The sequence below is a fragment of the Glycocaulis sp. genome, from assembly GCF_052168375.1.
Lineage (GTDB): Bacteria > Pseudomonadota > Alphaproteobacteria > Caulobacterales > Maricaulaceae > Glycocaulis.
In genome coordinates this window covers 1-19653 of record NZ_JBQLZR010000210.1, presented here as the reverse complement: position 1 = coordinate 19653, position 19653 = coordinate 1, and the positions used below count along the sequence as shown (strand labels likewise).

Here is a 19653-nt window from a genome sequence, read left to right as displayed (position 1 = left end):
GCCCCTGGCACACCCCTGGGCCATCGTCTTTTTCGGTGTCGGGGCGGCCGCAATGCTGGGCATGGCAGGTGTGATTGCCGGTGTCTGGGCGGAGAAGTTCGATCATCTGGCGGTGATCACGAACTTCATCATCATGCCGCTATCCTTCCTGTCGGGCACGTTCTATTCAATTTCCATCCTGCCCGAACCGTTTGCCACGATCAGCCATGTGAATCCGTTCTTCTATCTGATTGACGGGTTCCGTTACGGCTTCATCGGCTATGCCGACGGCAATATCGCAATCGGCGTTGCCATGACGCTCGCCATCAATGCGGTATTGCTGGTGGCCTGCTATGGCGTCTTGCGTTCGGGCTGGCGCCTGCGCACCTGATATTGCCTGATTTTTCCTGCCTTCACGTTGTCTCCGGAGAGAGTCCATGCCGACACCGCTTTTTGACACCTATGCTCCGCCCGCGCAGATTTTCGAGCGCGGTGAAGGCGTCTTTCTGATCGAGCGTAGCGGGGAGCGATATCTCGACTTCATCTCCGGCATTGCGGTGAATGCGCTGGGTCATGCCCATCCCAAGGCCGTTGCGGCGCTGAAGAACCAGGCCGACAAGCTCTGGCATACCTCCAACATGTTCACCGTGCCCGGCCAGCACGAGCTGGCGGCGAAATACTGCAAGGACAGCTTCGCAGACCGGGTCTTCTTCACCAACTCGGGCACCGAGGCAATCGAGTGCGCGATCAAGACCGCGCGCCACTACCACTTCGTCAATGGCCGGCCCGACCGCTATCGCATCATCACCTTCACCGGCGCCTTCCATGGCCGCACCTATGGCGGCATCAATGCCGGCGGGAACCCGGCCTATCTGGAAGGTTTCGGGCCCCGCATGGAAGGCTTCGACGCCGTTGCGTTCGGTGATCACGATGCGCTGAAAGCTGCCGTCACCGAAGAGACGGCTGCCATACTGGTCGAGCCGGTACAGGGCGAGGGCGGGGTGCGCGCGCTTCCCGATGTCTGCCTGCGCGGCCTGCGCCAGCTCTGTGACGAGCACGGCCTTCTGCTGATCTATGACGAGGTCCAGTGCGGCGCGGGGCGTACCGGCAAGCTCTGGGCCCATGAATGGGCGGGCACCGCTGCGCCCGATATCATGGCGGTTGCCAAGGGCGTGGGCGGCGGCTTTCCCATGGGCGCATGCCTGACGACCGAAGCGGCCGGTGCCCACATGGTCGTCGGCACGCATGGCTCGACCTTTGGCGGCAACCCGCTGGCCATGGCCGTTGGCAATGTCGTCTTTGACGAGCTGACCGCGCCCGGCTTCATGGAACATGTCGTGGACGTGTCCAACTTCCTGCACCAGCAGCTTCATGGTCTTGCCGATACCCATGCCTCCAAGGTCGAAGAGGTGCGCGGCAAGGGCCTTCTGGTCGGTCTGAAGCTGAAAACCGGCTATGTGAACAAGACCCTGGCAAAGCACGCGCGCGATCACCATCTGCTGATCGGAGCGGCCGGGGATAATGTGGCCCGCATGGCCCCGCCGCTGATCATCGAGGAAGCACACGCCCGCCAGGCCATCGAGGCGCTGGATGCCGCCCTTGGCGAGCTGGAACAGGGCTAGAGCGTATTTCCTTCATAGACCGGGAAGTCAGGCCAGACCATGGATGCAATGAAAGCCGGCCCCGCTGCGGCAGGCCCGGATGATGACACTGTTGCCGCCTTCCAGCTGCACACCCGTCCTGTTTCCGGGCGGATCGTGCGGCTGGGTGCGGTGATCGACGAGATACTCTCGGCCCATAACCTGCCCATGTCCGTTGCCGCCCTGCTCGGCGAAGCGGTGGTGCTGGCTGTCCTGATCGGGGATTCCCTCAAGTTCAAGGGCCGTCTCATCGTGCAGGCGAGCGGCGCGAATGCCAATCCGGGCGGGCTTGGCGGTGAAGGTGCCGTCAGCTTTGTCGTCGCCGACTATGCCGTAGGTGAAGGTGTGCGCGGCTTTGCCCGCTTCGATGCCCGCCGCGTGGCCGCGCTTGAAGCGGAACATGGCCCGAGGCCCGGCGCGGAAGTCCTGCTCGGTGCCGGTGCCTTTGCCATGACCATTGATCAGGGCTCCGACATGGACCGGTATCAGGGCGTGGTGGCGCTGGACGGGCCGACGCTTGCAGCCTGCGCCGAGCACTATTTCGCCCAGTCAGAACAGGTGCCGACGCGCATCCGCCTGGCGGTCGGTCAGCACATGCTGCCCGGCGGCGAGACGCGCTGGCGGGCAGGCGGCGCCATCCTGCAGCGCATTGCCGGCGATGATGCGCGTGGCCATGATGCCCACGCCTTTGCCGATGCACAGGTGCTGTTCGACACCGTGGAAGACGACGAACTGCTCGATCCGGGCGTGCCGGCCGAGCGCTTGCTCTTCCGCCTCTTTCACGAGGATGGCGTGCGCCTTCAGGAGGCCCGCACCGTGCTGAAGCGTTGCACCTGCGAGCGCGAACGCCTGGCACGCATCCTCGCCGGTTTCCCGGCCGAGGACCGTGACGACATGGTGAAGGACGGCGCGGTGGTCATGACCTGCGAGTACTGCAATCGGGACTGGCGCTTCAGCGAGGCGGAAATCGACGCCGCCCGCTGACGCCTACATCACCAGCTCGTCATCGCGCCTGTCGGGTGCGTTTCGGTCGCGCGCGACAATGGCAAGGCCGAAGGTCAGGATGCCGACCCGGCCGATAAGCATCAGCACAATGACAATCAGCTTGCCTAGCGTGCTCAGATCGCCGGTGAGCCCCATCGACAGCCCGACCGTGCCGAGTGCCGAGATGGCCTCGAATACGACTTGCTCGAAGGGAGCATCCAGTTCGGTCAGGAAAAGCGCAAAAAGCGCCGTCGCCAGTACAAGGAAGTAGAATCCGAAACTGACGCTCGCCTGATGGACTCGGTCTTCCGACAGTTCGCGGCCCATATAGGTGATCGTATCGCGGCGCTTGAACACGCTGCGCATAAGGCCAACCAGAGCGGCGAATGTGGTGGATTTCAGTCCGCCACCCGTCCCGGACGGTGAGGCACCGAAAACCATCAGGAGAAACATGACCATCAGTATGGCCATGGATAGATTGCCGATGGGGACTGTGTTGAAGCCAACGGTGGTGCTGGCCGTCATGACCTGAAAGAAAGCGGCCAGCAGGCGCTCGGCAGGCTCCAGCCCTGCAATCGACGGCTCCACGATGAACAGGATGGCGGTCCCGCCGATCGCGAATTTCACGGTGACTGACAGAATGACGGTGGACGTAAAGCCCAGCGAGTCCCGCTTGCGCGTCAGGCGTTCAAAGATCGTGGTCATCACGATAAAGCCGATTGCGCCCAGATAGCTCAAGCCTGACAGCGTCAGGACAATCCCGGCATGGCCGGTGAAGTCTTCAAAGCTGTTGGGAAACAGGCTGAAGCCTGCCGTGCAGAAGGCCGAGACCGAGTGGAAGATTGCACTCCACAACGCATTGTCGACGCCTGCCCCTGCCAGCATGGGCCACAGGAGCAGGGCGCCAATGGCTTCGACGGCCAGGGTGAAATAGACGACGCGGCGGATGAAGGCGGCGGCGTCAAAATCGGACGGCAGTGGAAAGGCCGCGCGCGTGACCGTCTCGCGGAACCGCGTCCAGCGATGGGAGAGCGACAGGACCAGGAAGGAGCCGAACGTCATATAGCCGATCCCGCCCAGCTGGATCAGCAACAGGATGACGATTTCGCCGAAAAGCGTGTAGCTGCTGCCCGGATCTACCGTGACAAGGCCGGTCGTCGATACCGCTGAGGACGCGATGAAGAGATTGTCGAGGGAGCTGACCGGTGTCGCCTGCGCGATCGGCAGCGAAAGAAGTCCCCAGCCTGCGAGCATGTAGAACAGATACCCGCCGAGCAGGAGCTGGGCCGCATCCGCCTTCCTGAAGAAGAGCTTTACCGGAACCCAGAAGCCGAGCCAGGCGCGCATGACGCGCCGCTTCAGGCCGTTTTGTGAATCTGCCAAGGCAGACCCCGTTGCAGCACCGGTCATGCACCGGCAAGCGGGCGGCGTTTTATACCTTCTGCCGGAGCTGTCCAGCGTGTTGCGCGTCAGCTCCGCCAGAAGCCCGGCGTGAACAGGGCGAGCATGGTCAGCACTTCCAGCCGTCCGACCAGCATGGTGAAGCTCATCACCCATTTGGCCGCATCGGGCAAAGGCTGGAAGGTTCCTGCCGGGCCGATGATCTCGCCCAGCCCCGGACCTACATTGGCTATTGTTGTGGCCGCGCCCGAAAGGGATGTAACCGGATCGAGCCCGATCAGCGAGAGCAGGATGGCCGACACCGCAAACGCGCCGAAGAACAGGAAGACAAAGCCCAGAACCGAGCGCACCGTCGCCTCCGGTACGGGTTTGCCGTCATAATGCACCGAGCGTACTGCGCGCGGGCGGGCATAGCGGTGCAGATAGGTCAGCATGGCCGAGGCCGCGATCTGGTGGCGGAATATCTTGATCGAGCAGGTGCTCGACCCGGCGCACCCCCCGACGAACATCAGCACGAAGAAGATCATCACCGGCATGGTGCCCCAGGCGGCGAAATCCGCGCTGCCAAAGCCGGTACCGGTCATCACTGACACCGCATTGACCGCTGCTGCCCGCCAGGCCGGCAGGGTGCCGGTCTCAACATCATTGAGCATCAGGAGGGCCGTGAGGACCGCGCAGGCCACAAAGGCGGTGATCAGAAAGGCGCGGACCTGCGGATCGGCAATGATCTGGTCGGGACGTCCCTGAAGGGCGCGCAGGAACACCAGGAAGGGCAGGGCGGCCAGCAGCATGAAGACCAGTGCGACGAGGTCCGCGCCCTCATGCGCCCACGCGCCGATGGAGCCGTCATGGGTGGAGAACCCGCCTGTGGCAACCGTCGTCATGGCGTGCGCGGCTGCGTCCAGCCCGTCCATGCCGGCGAATCCGTAGGCGATAAAGCAGGCAAAGGTCAGCACCAGATAGATGAGGCCGACAGCGCCTGCGATCTCGCCGGCCCGCGGCAGGGCCTTGTCGGTCTTGTCGGAACTTTCCAGCCGGAAGAGCTGCATGCCGCCAATGCCCAGCACCGGCCAGATCGCCATGGCGGTGACGATGATGCCAATACCGCCAATCCATTGCAGGATGGCCCGCCAGATCAGTATGCCCGCAGGCAGGTCCTGCAAGCCTGTCAGCACTGTGGCGCCGGTCGTGGTGATGCCGGACACGGACTCGAAGATGGCATCGGTCCAGCTCATGCCGATACCTGAAAGCTGCAAGGGGATCGCGGCGGCAAGGCTGAGCACGATCCACGAGCCGGAGGTGACCAGGATGGCGCCGCGCGGATCGAGGTCGAACCCGTCGCCACGACCCGCCAGCGCCATGATCCCGCCGACAAAGCCGCATATCACCGCCGAGCCGAAAAAGGCGTGCGCGGAGGTCGCATCGACATTCAGATCAATGATTGCCGGCACCAGCATGGCCGCGCCGAGCGCCGCCAGCAGCACGCCCAGAATGAAGATCACCGTTCGGGTATAAATGGTCACCGTCGAGCCTTCCGGCGGGAATGGCTAGTGCAGCGTCGCTACCATGAAAGGGCTGTCGAGCGCGAAGGAAGGAACGGCGGCATTGAACATTGCCCCGTCGGCCCGGCGCATTTCGTACTGTCCGCTCATGAAGCCGGAAGGCGTCGCCAGCGGCGCACCGGAGGTGTAGCGGAAGCATTCGCCCGGCGCGATGACAGGCTTCTCGCCCACCACGCCTTCACCCTTGACCACGCGGGTGCGTCCGCGCGCATCGGTTATCCGCCATTCGCGCGTGATCAGCTGCACCGGTGCGGCGCTGCTGTTTTCGATCTCTACCGTATAGGACCAGATGAAGCGCCCTTCGTCGGGCTCGGACTCCGCTTCAAGGAAATCCGGCTCCACGCGGATGATAACGCCTTCAGTTTCCAGCATGTACATGGTCGCGCAAAGCTCCTTTGGCGATGATTGGACACCTCTTGGGGGTCCGGCTCAAGAGGTTTCGCGCAGGGACGTGCCGCCCCGTGCCATTGCAATGCGCCGCCGCATGGGGAAGCTAGGCCTCTCACCTGTCCCCGCAAATGAGTCGCCTCACCCATGTCTGCGCCCGGCATTCTTACCGATCTGGACCTTGCCGCCCTCGTCGATGCCGGGGCCATTCGTGCGCCGCACATGGAGCCGGGGCAGATACAGCCCGCCAGCCTTGATCTGCGTCTGGGATCAGTGGCTTACCGCCTGCGGGCCAGCTTTCTGCCGGGGCCTGCCCGCAGCGTAGCCGACTGTCTGGCGTCGGGCCTTGTGATGCATGAGATCGACCTGACGGGCGGCGCGGTTCTGGAGACAGGCTGCGTCTATCTTGTCCCCCTGATGGAGAGCCTTTCTCTTCCGGAGGACCTCAGCGCGGCGATGAATCCGAAAAGTTCCACCGGCCGGCTGGATGTCTTCACCCGTGTCATCGGGAATAATGCCGCCGCTTTCGATCAGTTGCCGGCGGGCTATGGGGGTCCGCTCTGGGTGGAAATCTCGCCGCGTACCTTCTCCATCCTCGCCCGTCCGGGTGATCGTCTCGTGCAGGTGCGCCTGCGCCGTGGCGCCCTGAATGCGGGGCGTTCCCAGGTGCTTAGCGTTGATCTGGATGGCTCGGGCGGCGCGCCGGTCGGCTGGCGCGCAAAGCGTCACAGCCCGCTTGTGGATCTCGGGCGGATCGGCGCCCATGCCGCGCTGGAATTCTGGGAACCGCTGTACGCGCCGCGCGGACAGATCGTGCTCGATCCGGGGGAGTTCTATATCCTTGCCTCGCGCGAAGCGGTGGAAATTCCGCTTCAGGACGCTGCCGAAATGGCGCCCATCGCGCCTGAAATAGGGGAGTTCCGCGCCCATTATGCCGGGTTTTTCGACCCCGGCTTCGGCCTTGGCGCGCCCGCAAGGGCGGTGCTGGAGGTGAGGGGGCGTGATGTGCCCTTCATCCTGGAGCATGGACAGGCCGTGGCCCGTCTCGTCCATGAGCCGATGGCTGGCCCGATCGGTTCAGCCTACGGCGTCAATGGCTCGAACTATCAGGGTCAGGGCCTGAAACTCGGCAAGCATTTCAAGGTATAAGCCGGATCAGGCTGAACAGCTCGCGCCGCCCAGCACGCAGAACTGGGCGCAGAATTTGTGGTTCAGCTTTACCGGTTCCAGGCTGTCCTTGAGGGTGCGGGCCAGCTCGAATTGCGGGTCGTAGGGCAGGAGCGTACAGGCCACCACCGCCGGGTGATCGGCGCCTCGCCGCTTGATGATCATGCGGCTCGACGCGCACATTATCCCCGCCGGATCCTTTTTCAGAATGTCCCAGCAGGCGGTCGTTATCTCCGGCGGAGATCCTTCCGGGTCCATTTCAGGGAAAATCACCATTTCGGCAGGATTGTCCGCATCGACATCCCACCCCTGCGCCGCAATCAGACGGGCATAACCATCGCGCGCGGCTTCGGCAGGTTCGCCGGTCATCTGGCGTCCGGCCAGCGCGATTGAAAACCTGTTCGCCGACAGCCAGCCGAGCCCTTCCAGCGTGGCGGCAAAGCCGCCTTCGCCCCGCTCGGCGTCATGGATTGCCGCGGTGTAGTGGTCGAGGCTGACACGCAGCGTCATCTGGCCGGCAAAGCGCTTCTGAAGGTCCAAAAGGGCGTCTTGCACGCGCGGGCGCATCATCGGGCGCATGGCATTGGTCAGGATCAGCACACGGTGCCCGCGTTTCAGGGCGATTTCGGCAAGCTCTGCCATGCGCGGATTGAGGAAGGGCTCTCCGCCCGTGAACCCGATCTCGATCGGGCCGGAGACCAGCCCGTCCACCTCGTCGAGATAAGGCTCCAGCTCCTCCGGCATGATATAGACCAGCCGGTCATTGTCCGGCGCGCTCTCGATATAGCAGTTGATGCAGGCAATGTTGCATAGCGTGCCGGTCATCACCCACAGCGTCTTTAGCCTGTCGAACGCCACGCTGGCGCGCACCTCGCCCTTGGCGGTCATGTCCGGATCGGTGAACGGGGCGGGGCGGCTGGCGGCAAGTATCTGGGTCATAAACGGATATACGCATCCTGAGGGGTCAGCAGATCAGAAACCGAGCCTAACAAGGCGTGGATTTGCTGGCAAAGCCCGCGCGCGCCTAGCGCTTTCACTCCCCATTCATGGCGCGCGGGACTAAGGTGGATAGCGGATCAAAATTCACGGAGCGTGCGCCCATGGGCGGGTTGTTCAAGTTTCTCGGCGATATCCTGAAGCCCGTCCTGACCTTGCTGGTCACGGCCTTCCTGCTGGCCTTCATCGCCAGCGTGTTCTCGCCCGCAGCCGATGAATGGATAACGGGCCATGTTCCGGCGTGGGAGAGGCTGGACCCGGCGATTGCGCAGGTGCGCGAATGGCTGGGCATGGAAGAGCCGGATCCGTGGTGGATGTTCTGGGACGACAACTAGGTCCCGGCACTAGACTCGCTTGCCGAACAGGCGTCTGAACGCCCCCTCCTCCCCGGAGAGCGCAGCCGGGCTGCCGGTCTGCACGACGGCGCCATTTTCCATCACCACCACCTCGCGGGCCCGGTCCAGCAGGGCCGGGCGGTGGGTGACGATAAGGACAGAACGCCGGGCATCTGCCTCCAGCCAGGCATCAAGCGCATCAAGGAATTCCGCCTCGGTCTGGCTGTCGAGACCCTCCGTCGGCTCGTCGAGCAGCATGACGGGCGCATTTTTGAGGAAGGCACGCGCAAGCGCGATGCGCCGGGCCTGGCCGCCCGAAACAAGCCGCCCTTCCTCACCAATCCAGGTCAGAAGGCCCTCAGGCAAGGCGCGCACGAAATCCGCCGCTCTCGCCTGCTCAAGCGCCTGCCAGAGGTCAGCTTCGCTGGCGTCAGGCCGGGCCAGAAGCAGGTTCGCCCTGACCGTGGTGGAGAGAAGGTCGGCGCGCTGGTCCACCAGTGACAGGCGGGTGCGCATCTGCGCCGGACCCAGCCCGGTCAGGTCGGCTCCTCCCAGTGTGACCTGTCCCTTGTCCGGCGCGTAGAAGCCCATCAATAGCCGGATAATGCTCGACTTTCCGGACCCCGATGCGCCGACGAGGGCAAGGCGCCCACCCATGGGCAGGCTCAGCGAGACATCGCTCAAGGCGGGCCGGGCCGTGCCGGGATAGGTGAAGCTGACGCCGTGCAGGGCGATATCGTGCGCGTCTGGCAGGGTGATGGGGCTTTCCGGCTCCTCTAGCGCCGGGCGCAGGTCATCGAGCATTTTCAGGCGCCTGGCAGAGCTGAGCGTGCGCCCGTATTGCTCGCCTGCCATGACCAGCGGGGCCGCGGCTTCAAAAAGGCCAAAGGCGATAAAGCCGGCGAGCGCCGCCAGTGGCGCAGAGGCGCCAGTTGCCGCTGCGCTGAGGAAACCGGCAATGAAGCTGGCCGGGCCGGCAAAGGCCAGAAGCGCGGTGTTGATGAGGGCGAGGCCTGCAAGGCGGCGCTGGCCCGAAATCCAGCTTTCGCTGGCGGCATCAAGGCGCGAAAGCACCGCCCCTTCAGCGCCATAGGCTTTCAGCTCCGCCATGCCGGCAATGAGGTCTGCTGCTTCAGAGCGTGTGTCGGCAGCAGACAGGGCGATTGTCTCACCCGCAGGCTGGCCAGCCTTGGCCGCGAGCAGCGGCAGGACGAGGCCGGAGAGGACGAAAAGGCCGATCACCGGCAGCACGGCTGCGGGCGCTGCAAACAGGAGGACGAGGGTTGCGGCCAGCGCCCCGAAAAGCGCGGAGAGGGCGGGCGTCACGAGGCGCAGGTAAAGCCCGTCCAGCGCATCCACATCGCCGGTGACGCGCGAGAGCAGATCCCCGGCGCGAAGCCCGCCAAGCCTTGCCGGGACAAGCGGTGCGGCGCGGTCGAACACCCACAGGCGCAGGCGGGCAAGGATACGGAAGGTGGCTTCATGGGTCGCGAGACGCTCGGCATATCGGCCAAGCGTGCGCCCCATGGCAAATCCGCGCACGCCGCCCGAAGCAAAGAGATAGTTGAAGCTGCGCCCCAGCCCCGCCGCGCCTGCGATCGCGGCTGCGGTGATGAACCACCCAGAGAGCGAGAGAAGCCCGATCCCGGCCAGTAGCGTGAGGATCGCAAGCACTGCGCCGAGGCGCAGCCACCATCGGTCCGGGCGGGCTAGCGACAGGAAAAAGGCAAGCGTTTTCATGGCGCTCCGCCCTCCTGCAAGTCCGCGATCTCGAACACGGTATCGGCAATGGCGCGTACCGCAGGGCTGTGCGTGGCAATGAGGATGGTCCGCCCTGGCGCGGCCTTCACCAGGGCCTCGAGGAAGCGGGCTTCGGCCTCTCCATCGAGGTGCGCGGTCGGTTCGTCCATGAGGACAAGTTTCATGTCGCGGGCCAGCGCGCGGGCAAGCGCGACGCGCTGTATCTGCCCGCCAGACAGGCCAAACCCGCGCTCGCCCAGCAAGGTGTCGAGGCCGTCCGGCAGATGGACAAGGAAGTCCGTCATGCCGGCAGCGGCCACCGCACGCTCGATGTCCGCATCGCTGATGGAGGCGTCATGCAGGGCGATATTGTCGCGCAAGGAACCATGGAAGAGGCGCGGATTCTGTCCGATCCAGCCCGCGCGCCCTGCCAGCGGCGTGGATAGTGCCACCCCGTCTATCCGCACGGTTCCGGAGGATAGCGGCGCAAAACCCATCAGGATTTTGAGCAGTGTCGACTTGCCCGAGCCTGACGGCCCCCAGAGCACGCTGATCTGTCCTGCGGGCAGGGAAAGGCTGATGGGATTCAATCCCTTGCGTCCGCCTTCATAGGTGCAGGACACACCCTCCAGCGTGATTTCGGGTGACAGGTTGAAAGGGGCGTTTTCACAGGTTGAAAAGCCCGATTCATAGGTGTGGAGGAGCGGTTTTAGCGTATCGGCAGCCGCTTCGGCGTCGGCGCGGTCATGATAGGCCGCCGACAGGCGCCGCAACGGCATGTAGAACTCCGGCGCGAGCAGGAGGACAAACAGGCCCTCGCGCAGCGTGATCGTCTCCCCGGCATCGAAGGGCAGCTCGCCCAGAAGCGAGAAGCCGACATAGACTGCCATCGCCGCGACCGAGAGCGCGGCGAAGAATTCCAGGATTGCCGACGACAGGAAGGCCAGACGCAGCACTTTCATCGTGCGCTGGCGGAAATCCTCCGACGCGGCGGCGAGGCCCTCACGCTCGCGCGGTGCGGCGTTAAACGCATTCAGGAGTGCCAGTGATTGCAGGCGGTCATTGAACCGTCCGGCAAGGCGGGCCAGCACCGCGATCTGGTCCTTGCTGGCCACCGCCGCGGCGCCGCCGACAATCGCCATGAAGACGGGCAGGAGGGGCGCGGTCACCAGAAAGAGCAGGCCGGCCACATGGCTCTGGGTAAAGGCGGCAATGACCATGAGAATGGGCGCGCCCGCGATCACCGGCATGAGCGGGCGGTAGCGGCCAAAATAGCCTTCGAGCTTTTCAACCGCATCGGTGAGGGCAGAGCCGGCCGCCCCGGTCTCCAGCCGCTCGGTGAAGGCGGGGCCTTTGGCGGCGAGCGCACCTGCAGCCTCGCGCCGGACATGGGCCTTCACCCGCGCGGCCGCCTCGAACCCGGCACGGGTCTCCAGCGCCTGCGCACCGGAGCGCGCCAGCGCAAAGAGACCGGCCACAAGGGACGGCAGGAGGAAGGCCTCGCCCGCGACGAGGGCCGCGATGGCGCTCGCGGCAAATCCGGCAAAGCCGATGAAAAGGGCGTACTGCGCAATTCCGGCTGCGCTCGCCACAAGCGACGCGGCCTGCCCGGCCTTGCCCCATCCGGCAAGCAGGCCAGCCAGCGCGCGCCGGTCTTCACGGGAAAGGGCAGGATTGCTCATGGGCCTCGTTAAAAGCGCATTTGGAACGCGCGCGCCCTGTGGCGCAGCGTCTCAGGGGGCTTTTGTCTAGCGAAAGGCACAGGAATTGCCAGAGGGGGGAGGACTTTCCTGATGCTCCGCACATCCCCCGGTCGTGGCTTGGAGGTATAGATAAGTCTTGCCAGAATCCTACAGAACAGGCTGAGAATCTCAGAATATGCGAGGCAGCCCAAGTTCTAAGGTCACCTCCAAGTGTTCCTATTGCGTTCTGGTTTGGGGTGGTGGCAATATGGGGCTGTTAAAGGTTCACGGTAATTACGAAGTAAGAACAATCGAGAAGAGCTTCTTTGGCAAAGATCGGTCGAAATCAACCCTGCCCATGCGGAAGCGGCAAGAAGTACAAGCGATGCCATGGGAATATTGCTGGTAGAAGCAATAGGCGGCCTGACGTAGCATTTATCCGCCGGATGTTCGGCGAATTGAAAGCGAAAGACGCCCAGCGACAAAAACAACAGGGGTTAGGAAAGCCGATCATTTCAGTCGAGGCGCGCAACCATCGGATTGTCGCTGTTGGTAACCGTATTTATCACTCCTCCCGCTGGAAAACGTTTCACGACTTCCTCCGCGAGTATATTTTCATCTTACTCGGACCCGAATGGGTGGAGAGCGAAAGCAAGAAGCCCCCAGCGGATAGCCATCCGATTATTCAGTGGTATTCCCAAGCCATGCGCGACGCGCGAGCAATGCCCGTTGGAGACACAGGATTGTTCACCGGCGCGATGACTGGGGCTCAACGGGCCTTCCTAAATCTTGCGTATAATCTTTATCTAATTGCGCATCACTCTGACCCGGAGAAGGCGAAGAGAATCATTGATAGCTTCGTGTTGCGGCTCAAGAGCGCTAGGGCCGATGACTTCATTGGCAAGCTTTTTGAGACGTACGCGTCGGCTGCGTTCCTCAAGGCGGGGTTTCAAATCGAGTACGAAAACGAACGTGATGGAGGCGATAGCCATGTTGAATTTGTCGCGACCTACCCCGAAACCTCAAAGAAATTCTCAGTTGAGGTGAAGGCTCGCAACCCTTTGCCGGGGTCAGAGTCTGCCAAAGACAATAAAAAACACCCCAATATTTGGCATAAGATAAAAAAAGCTCTTAAAAAAACGGCGGCGCATGAACGTGTTGTGTTTATTGAGGTCAACGTTTCTGAAGTGGTCGGTCCGGACTTCTCTGGAACATGGGCTGATGCCGCACTCGACCAGATGGAGAAGGCGGAGGAATACGTAGACCGGGAAGGAGTGCCTTACCCGCCTGCCTATGTTATTATCACCAACCATGCCTATCACAACAATCTCGAGGCGTCCGATGTTGGGATACAGGCAATATCGGCTGGATATAAAATCCCCGATTTCGGACCCCGCGCTTCGATAGATCGCTTCAAGAAGTATCTGGAGAACCTTGAGCGCCACAGGGAGATGTTTGCGCTGTTCGACTCATTGAAGGAGCATAGCCACATCCCTGCTACCTTCGACGGTGAGATTCCTGATTTTGCGTTTAGCAACGACACAAGTTTCCCCCGGTTGCGAATCGGGCAGCAGTACCTTGTGCCTGACGAAAGTGGTGTAGAAAGACTAGCGACACTTGAACAAGCCGTGGTTTCAGAATCCGCCAAGAAAGCAATGTGCGTCTACCGGCTAGAGGACCATAGGAGAATTGTCGCCTCCAATGAGTTGACTGAAAGAGAAATAAGTGCATGGAAGCAGCATCCCGAAACGTTTTTTGGTCAACTGGAAGAGAAGCCATCAAAGCCACAAAACTGGCTTGAGTTGGCAGAGTTTTTTTATCGCACCTATAAAAACTCCAGTAAAGAGAAGCTCCTTGAGTTTATGAAGGGGCATGATGATTTGGACCGTCTGGCCGACATGGAGCAGAATGAGCTCGCTATCATCTACTGCGAACGCTTGGGATTGGCGGCTTGGGGGCGAGCGGAAATGAAAGCGGACAACGATGCGTCGAAGCACGAAGCGTAGCGGTTAACCGTAGTGACCGTTCCTGCACCGAAGCGGCTATAATGCTGACGCACCGAGTTTGAGCGCGTTTCCCGATCATTTCCGCATTTTACGCCAGCATATGCCGCCTCCGGGTCTCGCTAATTGCTCCCCCGGAACGACGAAGGAGGAGGTTTTCGCGCCCTTCTTCCAATGCATGGCGAATGCGAGTTCGCGGAAAAGCCTGGGTCCCGGCTCGGGGGCCGGGACCGCGGTAGAGAGATCAGCGCCCAATCTGGCAGAGCTATCGAACCTGCAACACAACCGGGTCCCCGACGCCCGAGCCGGGGTCCAGTGCGACCGACGGCTGGGCATCGGCTTTCGCCGGTGAAACGCGATAGTGGGGTCGTTCCCGCGCAGGCGGGAACCCAGAGCCACTTGGCACTGTCCTCGCTGCTGAATCTCTGGATGCCCGCCAGCGCGGGCATGACGAAAAGCGGTAAGCGCGGCCACCATCCCCCTGCGTCACCCGGCCCCTGCGTCACAATGCGCGCTATCCACAAAAAACCGCAAGGTGCATAGGGATAAAAGTCCGCAAATCGTTTAGGGATATTTCCCTTGGGGGTTTGCACCTGTTGCTGCTGGGGAGTTTTCCATGATCGACATGGAAGTTGCCGACCTATCGCGCTGGCAGTTCGCGCTGACAGCCATGTACCATTTCCTGTTCGTGCCGCTCACGCTGGGGCTGGCCTTCATGCTCGCCATCATGGAGAGCGTCTATGTGATGACCGGCCGTCAGGTCTGGCGGGACATGACGAAATTCTGGGGCGTGCTGTTCGGCATCAATTTCGCGCTCGGCGTCTCCACCGGCATCACGATGGAGTTCCAGTTCGGGATGAACTGGTCCTACTACTCGCACTATGTGGGCGATGTGTTCGGCGCGCCGCTGGCGATCGAGGGCCTGATGGCCTTCTTCCTCGAGGCAACGCTTGTCGGCCTGTTCTTCTTCGGCTGGGACCGGATGAGCAAGCAGGCCCACCTCGCCGTCACCTGGTTCATGGCGCTTGGTACAAACCTGTCGGCGCTTTGGATTCTCATCGCCAATGGCTGGATGCAGAACCCGGTGGGTTCGGAGTTCAATCCCGAGACGATGCGCATGGAAGTCACCGACTTCATGGCCGTCCTCTTCAACCCTGTGGCGCAGGCGAAATTCGTGCACACCGTGGCGGCAGGCTATGTCACCGGTGCGCTCTTCGTGCTGGCGGTCTCCGCCTGGTTCCTCTTGCAGCGCCGCCATCGCGGCTTTGCCAAGCGCTCGATGACGGTCGCGGCGGCCTTCGGCCTGATGGGCTCGCTCTCGGTGGTGGTGCTGGGGGATGAAAGCGGCTACGCGCTCACCCACAACCAGCGCATGAAGCTCGCCGCGCTCGAAGCCATGTGGGAGACGCACGAGGCACCCGCCCCGCTGACGCTTGTCGGCTTCCCGGACGTGGAAGACCACACCACCCATTTCGCCATCGACGTGCCCTGGGTGCTGGGTCTCATCGCCACGCGCTCGCTCGATCAGGAAGTGCAGGGCATATTGCCGCTGGTCGCCATAGCCGAGACGCGCGTGGAGAACGGGCTTCTAGCCTATGACGCGCTGCAGCGCCTGCGCGCTGATGAAAATGATCTGGAGGCCCGCGCCCAGTTTGAGGAGACGAAGACCGATCTGGGCTATGCCCTCCTCCTGACGCGCTACATGGAAGACCCGCGCGAGGCGACGCCGGAACAGATACGCCAGGCCGCTTTCGATACCGTGCCCGACGTGCCGGTCATGTTCTGGTCCTTCCGCTTCATGGCGGGGATCGGCTTCTACATGATCGCGCTCTTTGGCACCGCCTTCGTGCTGAGCACGCTGCGCCGTCACGAGACGCGCTGGTTCCTGTGGGTGGCGCTGGTCTCCCTGCCACTGCCCTGGATCGCGGCAGAGCTTGGCTGGGTGCTGGCCGAATATGGCCGCCAGCCCTGGATCATCGAAGGCATGCTGCCGACCTTCATGGGCGTCTCCAGCCTCAATGCCACGCAGATATGGATGACGATTGGCGGCTTCACCGCGCTCTATGGCGTGCTCGCCGTGATCGAGGTGATGCTGATGCTGATGGTCATCCGGAAAGGGCCTTATCCGGACGCCTCCGGCCATGCCGGAAAGACCCGCAAAGCCCACGGCGCCGCTGCTGGCGGCATGACCCCCATCCCGGCCGAATAGGAGGCAGCTATCATGGAAATCCCGATTTCTTACGAAGTCCTGCGCGTCCTCTGGTGGGGCTTGCTGGGTGTACTCCTGATCGGCTTTGCCGCGACGGACGGTTTCGACTTTGGCGTGGCGGGCCTGTTGCCCTTCGTGGCGAAGACCGACGCCGAGCGCCGCGTGGCCATCAACACGGTCGGCCCGACCTGGGAAGGAAACCAGGTCTGGTTCATCCTCGGGGGCGGGGCGATCTTTGCCGCCTGGCCGATGGTGTATGCAGTCTCCTTCTCGGGGCTCTATCTCGCCATGTTCGTGCTGCTGGCCGCCCTGATCCTGCGCCCTGTCGGCTTCAAATACCGCTCAAAGCGGGAAGACCCGCGCTGGCGTGCCATGTGGGACTGGGCGCTCTTTACCGGCGGCTTCGTGCCGGCCCTGCTCTTTGGCGTGGCGGTCGGCAATGTGCTCGTCGGCCTGCCCTTCCGCTTCGACGATACGATGCGGGCCTATTGGGAAGGGTCCTTCTTTGACCTCCTGAACCCGTTTGCGATCCTGTGCGGGCTGCTCTCGGTCACGATGATGGGCCTGCACGGTGCGGCCTGGCTTTCGATGAAGGCAGAGTACGGACCGGTGCGCGACCGTGCGCGCCGCTTTGCACCCATCTTTGCCATTGTCTCGATCGTACTCTTTGCCGGCGGCGGGCTGGTCATGGCCTATGGCCCGTTCGGCTTTACGCAACTGGGCGATGTCGATCCGTCAGGCCCGTCCAACCCGCTGCGCACCGAGACGGTAGCCGCCGCCGGGGCGTGGCTCGCCAATTATGCGGCCCATCCCTGGATGATACTGGCGCCGGTTCTGGGCTTTGGCGGGGCGATGGCTGCGCTGGTGGGCCTCAGGCTCAACTCGGAAAGCCTGACCTTCCTCGGCTCCAAGCTTTCCACCTTCGGCATCATCTCCACGGCGGGGCTTTCCATGTTCCCCTTCATCCTGCCGTCGAGCCTTGATCCCAATTCCAGCCTGACCGTGTGGAACGCCTCGTCCAGCCACCTCACGCTCTTCATCATGCTGATCGTGACGGCGATCTTCCTGCCCATCGTCCTCGCCTACACGGCCTGGGCCTTCAAGGTGATGTGGGGCCGGGTGACGACGCAGGACGTGACCAGCGGTGACTACTACTAGAGTTCGAAAGGAGCTGATCGATATGTGGTATTTTGCCTGGATACTCGGCCTTGGCCTTGCCTGCTCCTTCGCGATCCTCAACGCGATGTGGCACGAGATTTCGCTGGGTGATGAGGGTGATCGCGGCTCCAGCGAGGAAGCCGCGTTCTGAGACGGTGTCATGCGGCGCCTGCAGCCCTGAAATGCTGCAGGCGCTGCGTGCAATATGGCCCAGCGCATGACCTTGTCTTGACCCGCCCCCCGCGCCAATTACTGTCGCGGGTTCGCCCGGCAAGAGGCGGCTAGCGGGAGGTCACGAGACGATGGGTTTTTTCAGCGCGATCCGGCGTGAGATTTTCTACACGAAGGAGCTGGTGCGCCTTCTCAAGACGCTCAAATCCATCACCCCGGATTCAACCGATCTCACTGCGGACCTGCTGGAACGCAATGTGGACGCGCACAAGACCCGTCCGGCCTTCATTCTGGAAGATGGTTCCACCATCAGCTACGGCGCGTTTGACGCGTTTGCGAACCGGGTGGCCAACTGGGCGCTCGCCAGCGGCATGAAGCCCGGGGACACGGTTGCGCTCTACATGGGCAATCGCTGGGAATACATCGCCTTCTGGTTTGGCCTGTCCAAGGTCGGCATTATCGCCGCGCTTCTCAACAATCAGGTGACCGGCAAGGCGCTGGCCCACGGCATGAATATCGCCGAGGCCGCCCATGCCATCATCGAGGGCGAGCTGAGCGCCGCCTATGCCGCGACCGCCGATGCCATCGGCCCGATCACCCCTTGGGTGTTTGACGGGCCGGCCGGCGATGTGCCCGGCGGGCAGGACCTCTCGGCCGCGCTTCATGCCGTTTCCGACGAGCGCCCGGGCCGGGAGCACCGCGAGCATCTGCGCGCAAAAGACCCTTGCCTGAAAATGTATACCTCCGGCACGACGGGCCTGCCCAAGGCGGCCATCGTCGCCCACACCCGCTCGATGTATTACCTGCAGGTCTTCGCCGTTGCGGCCCATGCCTCTCCGAAGGACCGGATGATGATGGTCCTGCCGCTCTACCATGCGACGGGCGGGCTATGCGGTGTTGGTTGCGCACTCAGCCAGGGCGGCGCGCTGATCGTGCGGCGCAAGTTCTCCGCCAGCGCCTTCTGGAAAGATGCTGCCGAACATGGCGCGACCATGTTCATGTATGTCGGCGAGCTGTGCCGCTTCCTTGTCGCCGCCGATCCCTCGCCGGAAGAGAAGAAGCACAAGATTCGCGTTGCCATCGGCAATGGCTTGCGCCCCGATGTCTGGCCGCGCTTTGTCGAACGCTCCGGTATCAAGCGGGTGATGGAGTTCTATGGTGCGACCGAAGGTAATGTCGGCTTCCTGAACCTCGATTCAAAGCCCGGCGCCATTGGCCGCGTGCCGCCCTATCTGAAAAGCCGCTTCAACTCGCACCTTGTGAAGTTTGATCTCGATACCGAACAGCCCGTGCGCAACGCCAAGGGGCGCTGCATTCCGTGCGGACCGGACGAGGTGGGCGAAGCCATTGGCGAGATCCGCTCCGATGATGCCCGCTACCGCTTTGACGGTTATGGCGACAAGGAAGCGACCGAGAAGAAGCTGCTGCGCGACGTCTTCAAGAAGGGCGATCTCTATTTCCGCACCGGCGATCTGATGAAGCGCGATGCGCAAGGCTATTTCTACTTCATCGACCGGGTGGGTGACACTTTCCGCTGGAAGTCGGAAAACGTCTCCACCTCGGAAGTGGCCGAGATCATGGGCATGGCGCCGGGTATCGTCCAGGCCAACATCTATGGCGTGCCGGTGGCCGATTATCCCGGCAAGGCCGGCATGGCGGCGCTGGTGGTCAACAAGGATTTCGATCTGGCAAAAGTCCACGCCCATGTGACCAGGGAGCTGCCGGCCTATGCCCGCCCGCTCTTCGTGCGTATCCATCAGGAAGACCCGTCAGAGCACACCACCGGCACCTTCAAGCTGAAGAAGACCGATCTGGTGGCTGAAGGGTGGGACCCGGCGAAAATCTCCGAGCCGCTCTATATCGACCACCCTGTCGAGAAGACCTATGTTCCGCTGACCGCAGAAATCCGCGCCGCGATCGAAAGCGGGGAGCTGCGGGTCTAGGGGCGGGTTTCGCGGCTTGAGCTGAACCCCGGAACCGAGCCGCGGCAGCCGGGTTCTTTCAGCGTGCAGTCCAGCGCGAGGTCAAGGACGGCTCACTGGACCGCCGCGACTTCCGACATCGCTTGCTGGACGATCAGTCCTAACGCCGCGCCTTGCGGGCGCTGGAAAGATCAAGCTCCGGCGCGGCGTGGTCGGTTGCGGCGCTGACGGGCAGGTGGCAGGTCACTTTCGTGCCGCGTCCGGGCTGGGCCTCGCGCTGGTAAAGGAAATCGTGCGCCTGCATGGCGGCTGGGTGG

Annotated in this window: 16 protein-coding genes and 1 pseudogene; 11 read left to right on the top strand and 6 right to left on the bottom strand. The window is 62.7% G+C overall.

The genetic code is table 11. The features are described from left to right. The 3 genes from ACTS2Z_RS08280 to ACTS2Z_RS08270 all read left to right on the top strand — a co-directional run. Positions 1-370 (top strand): ABC transporter permease (locus tag ACTS2Z_RS08280; protein ID WP_442572741.1); only part of this gene is annotated, 370 nt, incomplete at its 5' end. Between the two features lie 46 nt (positions 371-416). After that, complete coding sequence (locus tag ACTS2Z_RS08275) at positions 417-1601, top strand: aspartate aminotransferase family protein (protein ID WP_442572740.1); 1185 nt, start codon at positions 417-419, stop codon at positions 1599-1601. A gap of 48 nt (positions 1602-1649) precedes the next feature. After that, entirely contained in the window at positions 1650-2603 is a 954-nt protein-coding gene (locus ACTS2Z_RS08270; protein WP_442572742.1) for an Hsp33 family molecular chaperone, read from the top strand. A 3-nt stretch (positions 2604-2606) separates the two neighbouring features. Here the strand turns inward: ACTS2Z_RS08270 and ACTS2Z_RS08265 are convergent, their stop codons facing one another. The 3 genes from ACTS2Z_RS08265 to apaG all read right to left on the bottom strand — a co-directional run bounded on the left by ACTS2Z_RS08265 (position 2607) and on the right by apaG (position 5944). Then, positions 2607-3986: a TrkH family potassium uptake protein gene (locus ACTS2Z_RS08265; RefSeq protein ID WP_442572739.1), complete on the bottom strand. Its 1380-nt coding sequence runs from the start codon at positions 3984-3986 to the stop codon at positions 2607-2609. A gap of 86 nt (positions 3987-4072) precedes the next feature. Next, positions 4073-5527, bottom strand: a complete 1455-nt coding sequence (locus ACTS2Z_RS08260; protein WP_442572738.1) for a TrkH family potassium uptake protein — start codon at positions 5525-5527, stop codon at positions 4073-4075. Between the two features lie 24 nt (positions 5528-5551). Continuing rightward, positions 5552-5944, bottom strand: a complete 393-nt coding sequence (gene apaG / locus ACTS2Z_RS08255) for a Co2+/Mg2+ efflux protein ApaG (protein ID WP_442572737.1) — start codon at positions 5942-5944, stop codon at positions 5552-5554. 156 nt (positions 5945-6100) lie between these two features. Between apaG and ACTS2Z_RS08250 the strand changes: the two genes are divergently transcribed. After that, positions 6101-7102, top strand: coding sequence for a 2'-deoxycytidine 5'-triphosphate deaminase (locus ACTS2Z_RS08250; RefSeq protein ID WP_442572736.1), 1002 nt, complete (start codon positions 6101-6103; stop codon positions 7100-7102). 6 nt (positions 7103-7108) lie between these two features. On the opposite strand, the gene ACTS2Z_RS08245 is transcribed toward ACTS2Z_RS08250, so the two are convergent. After that, positions 7109-8059 (bottom strand): radical SAM protein, encoded by a 951-nt coding sequence (locus tag ACTS2Z_RS08245; RefSeq protein WP_442572735.1) that lies wholly within the window; start codon positions 8057-8059, stop codon positions 7109-7111. A gap of 161 nt (positions 8060-8220) precedes the next feature. On the opposite strand from ACTS2Z_RS08245, the gene ACTS2Z_RS08240 reads away from it, so the two are divergent. Next, positions 8221-8451 (top strand): hypothetical protein, encoded by a 231-nt coding sequence (locus ACTS2Z_RS08240; RefSeq protein ID WP_442572734.1) that lies wholly within the window; start codon positions 8221-8223, stop codon positions 8449-8451. A 9-nt stretch (positions 8452-8460) separates the two neighbouring features. Here the strand turns inward: ACTS2Z_RS08240 and cydC are convergent, their stop codons facing one another. Together cydC and cydD are read right to left on the bottom strand one after the other, a co-directional pair. Next, entirely contained in the window at positions 8461-10191 is a 1731-nt protein-coding gene (gene cydC / locus ACTS2Z_RS08235) for a thiol reductant ABC exporter subunit CydC (protein WP_442572733.1), read from the bottom strand. Continuing rightward, entirely contained in the window at positions 10188-11873 is a 1686-nt protein-coding gene (gene cydD, locus ACTS2Z_RS08230; protein WP_442572732.1) for a thiol reductant ABC exporter subunit CydD, read from the bottom strand. Before cydD ends, cydC begins: the two co-directional genes overlap by 4 nt. 308 nt (positions 11874-12181) lie before the next feature. On the opposite strand from cydD, the pseudogene ACTS2Z_RS08225 reads away from it, so the two are divergent. The 6 genes and pseudogenes from ACTS2Z_RS08225 to ACTS2Z_RS08200 form a co-directional block, all read left to right on the top strand. After that, a pseudogene (locus tag ACTS2Z_RS08225) lies at positions 12182-12277 on the top strand (SEC-C metal-binding domain-containing protein); the annotation flags it as partial. A gap of 42 nt (positions 12278-12319) precedes the next feature. After that, positions 12320-13879 (top strand): hypothetical protein, encoded by a 1560-nt coding sequence (locus ACTS2Z_RS08220; protein WP_442572731.1) that lies wholly within the window; start codon positions 12320-12322, stop codon positions 13877-13879. A gap of 613 nt (positions 13880-14492) precedes the next feature. After that, entirely contained in the window at positions 14493-16085 is a 1593-nt protein-coding gene (locus tag ACTS2Z_RS08215) for a cytochrome ubiquinol oxidase subunit I (protein WP_442572730.1), read from the top strand. Between the two features lie 12 nt (positions 16086-16097). Continuing rightward, on the top strand, positions 16098-17243 hold the full coding sequence (gene cydB / locus ACTS2Z_RS08210; RefSeq protein ID WP_442572729.1) for a cytochrome d ubiquinol oxidase subunit II: 1146 nt from the start codon (positions 16098-16100) through the stop codon (positions 17241-17243). A gap of 22 nt (positions 17244-17265) precedes the next feature. Beyond that, complete coding sequence (gene cydX, locus ACTS2Z_RS08205) at positions 17266-17394, top strand: cytochrome bd-I oxidase subunit CydX (protein WP_442572728.1); 129 nt, start codon at positions 17266-17268, stop codon at positions 17392-17394. Between the two features lie 151 nt (positions 17395-17545). Further along, positions 17546-19357, top strand: a complete 1812-nt coding sequence (locus ACTS2Z_RS08200; protein ID WP_442572727.1) for a long-chain-acyl-CoA synthetase — start codon at positions 17546-17548, stop codon at positions 19355-19357. Positions 19358-19653: the final 296 nt, after the last annotated feature.

What these genes read in the sequence shown, in the direction of transcription:
- ACTS2Z_RS08275 (WP_442572740.1), top strand. Translation starts at nt 417, where the DNA reads ATGCCGACACCGCTTTTTGACACCTATGCTCCGCCCGCGCAGATTTTC.
- ACTS2Z_RS08270 (WP_442572742.1), top strand. Translation starts at nt 1,650, where the DNA reads ATGAAAGCCGGCCCCGCTGCGGCAGGCCCGGATGATGACACTGTTGCC.
- apaG (WP_442572737.1), bottom strand. Translation starts at nt 5,944, where the DNA reads ATGTACATGCTGGAAACTGAAGGCGTTATCATCCGCGTGGAGCCGGAT.
- ACTS2Z_RS08250 (WP_442572736.1), top strand. Translation starts at nt 6,101, where the DNA reads ATGTCTGCGCCCGGCATTCTTACCGATCTGGACCTTGCCGCCCTCGTC.
- ACTS2Z_RS08245 (WP_442572735.1), bottom strand. Translation starts at nt 8,059, where the DNA reads ATGACCCAGATACTTGCCGCCAGCCGCCCCGCCCCGTTCACCGATCCG.
- ACTS2Z_RS08240 (WP_442572734.1), top strand. Translation starts at nt 8,221, where the DNA reads ATGGGCGGGTTGTTCAAGTTTCTCGGCGATATCCTGAAGCCCGTCCTG.
- cydC (WP_442572733.1), bottom strand. Translation starts at nt 10,191, where the DNA reads ATGAAAACGCTTGCCTTTTTCCTGTCGCTAGCCCGCCCGGACCGATGG.
- cydD (WP_442572732.1), bottom strand. Translation starts at nt 11,873, where the DNA reads ATGAGCAATCCTGCCCTTTCCCGTGAAGACCGGCGCGCGCTGGCTGGC.
- ACTS2Z_RS08220 (WP_442572731.1), top strand. Translation starts at nt 12,320, where the DNA reads ATGTTCGGCGAATTGAAAGCGAAAGACGCCCAGCGACAAAAACAACAG.
- ACTS2Z_RS08215 (WP_442572730.1), top strand. Translation starts at nt 14,493, where the DNA reads ATGATCGACATGGAAGTTGCCGACCTATCGCGCTGGCAGTTCGCGCTG.
- cydB (WP_442572729.1), top strand. Translation starts at nt 16,098, where the DNA reads ATGGAAATCCCGATTTCTTACGAAGTCCTGCGCGTCCTCTGGTGGGGC.
- cydX (WP_442572728.1), top strand. Translation starts at nt 17,266, where the DNA reads ATGTGGTATTTTGCCTGGATACTCGGCCTTGGCCTTGCCTGCTCCTTC.
- ACTS2Z_RS08200 (WP_442572727.1), top strand. Translation starts at nt 17,546, where the DNA reads ATGGGTTTTTTCAGCGCGATCCGGCGTGAGATTTTCTACACGAAGGAG.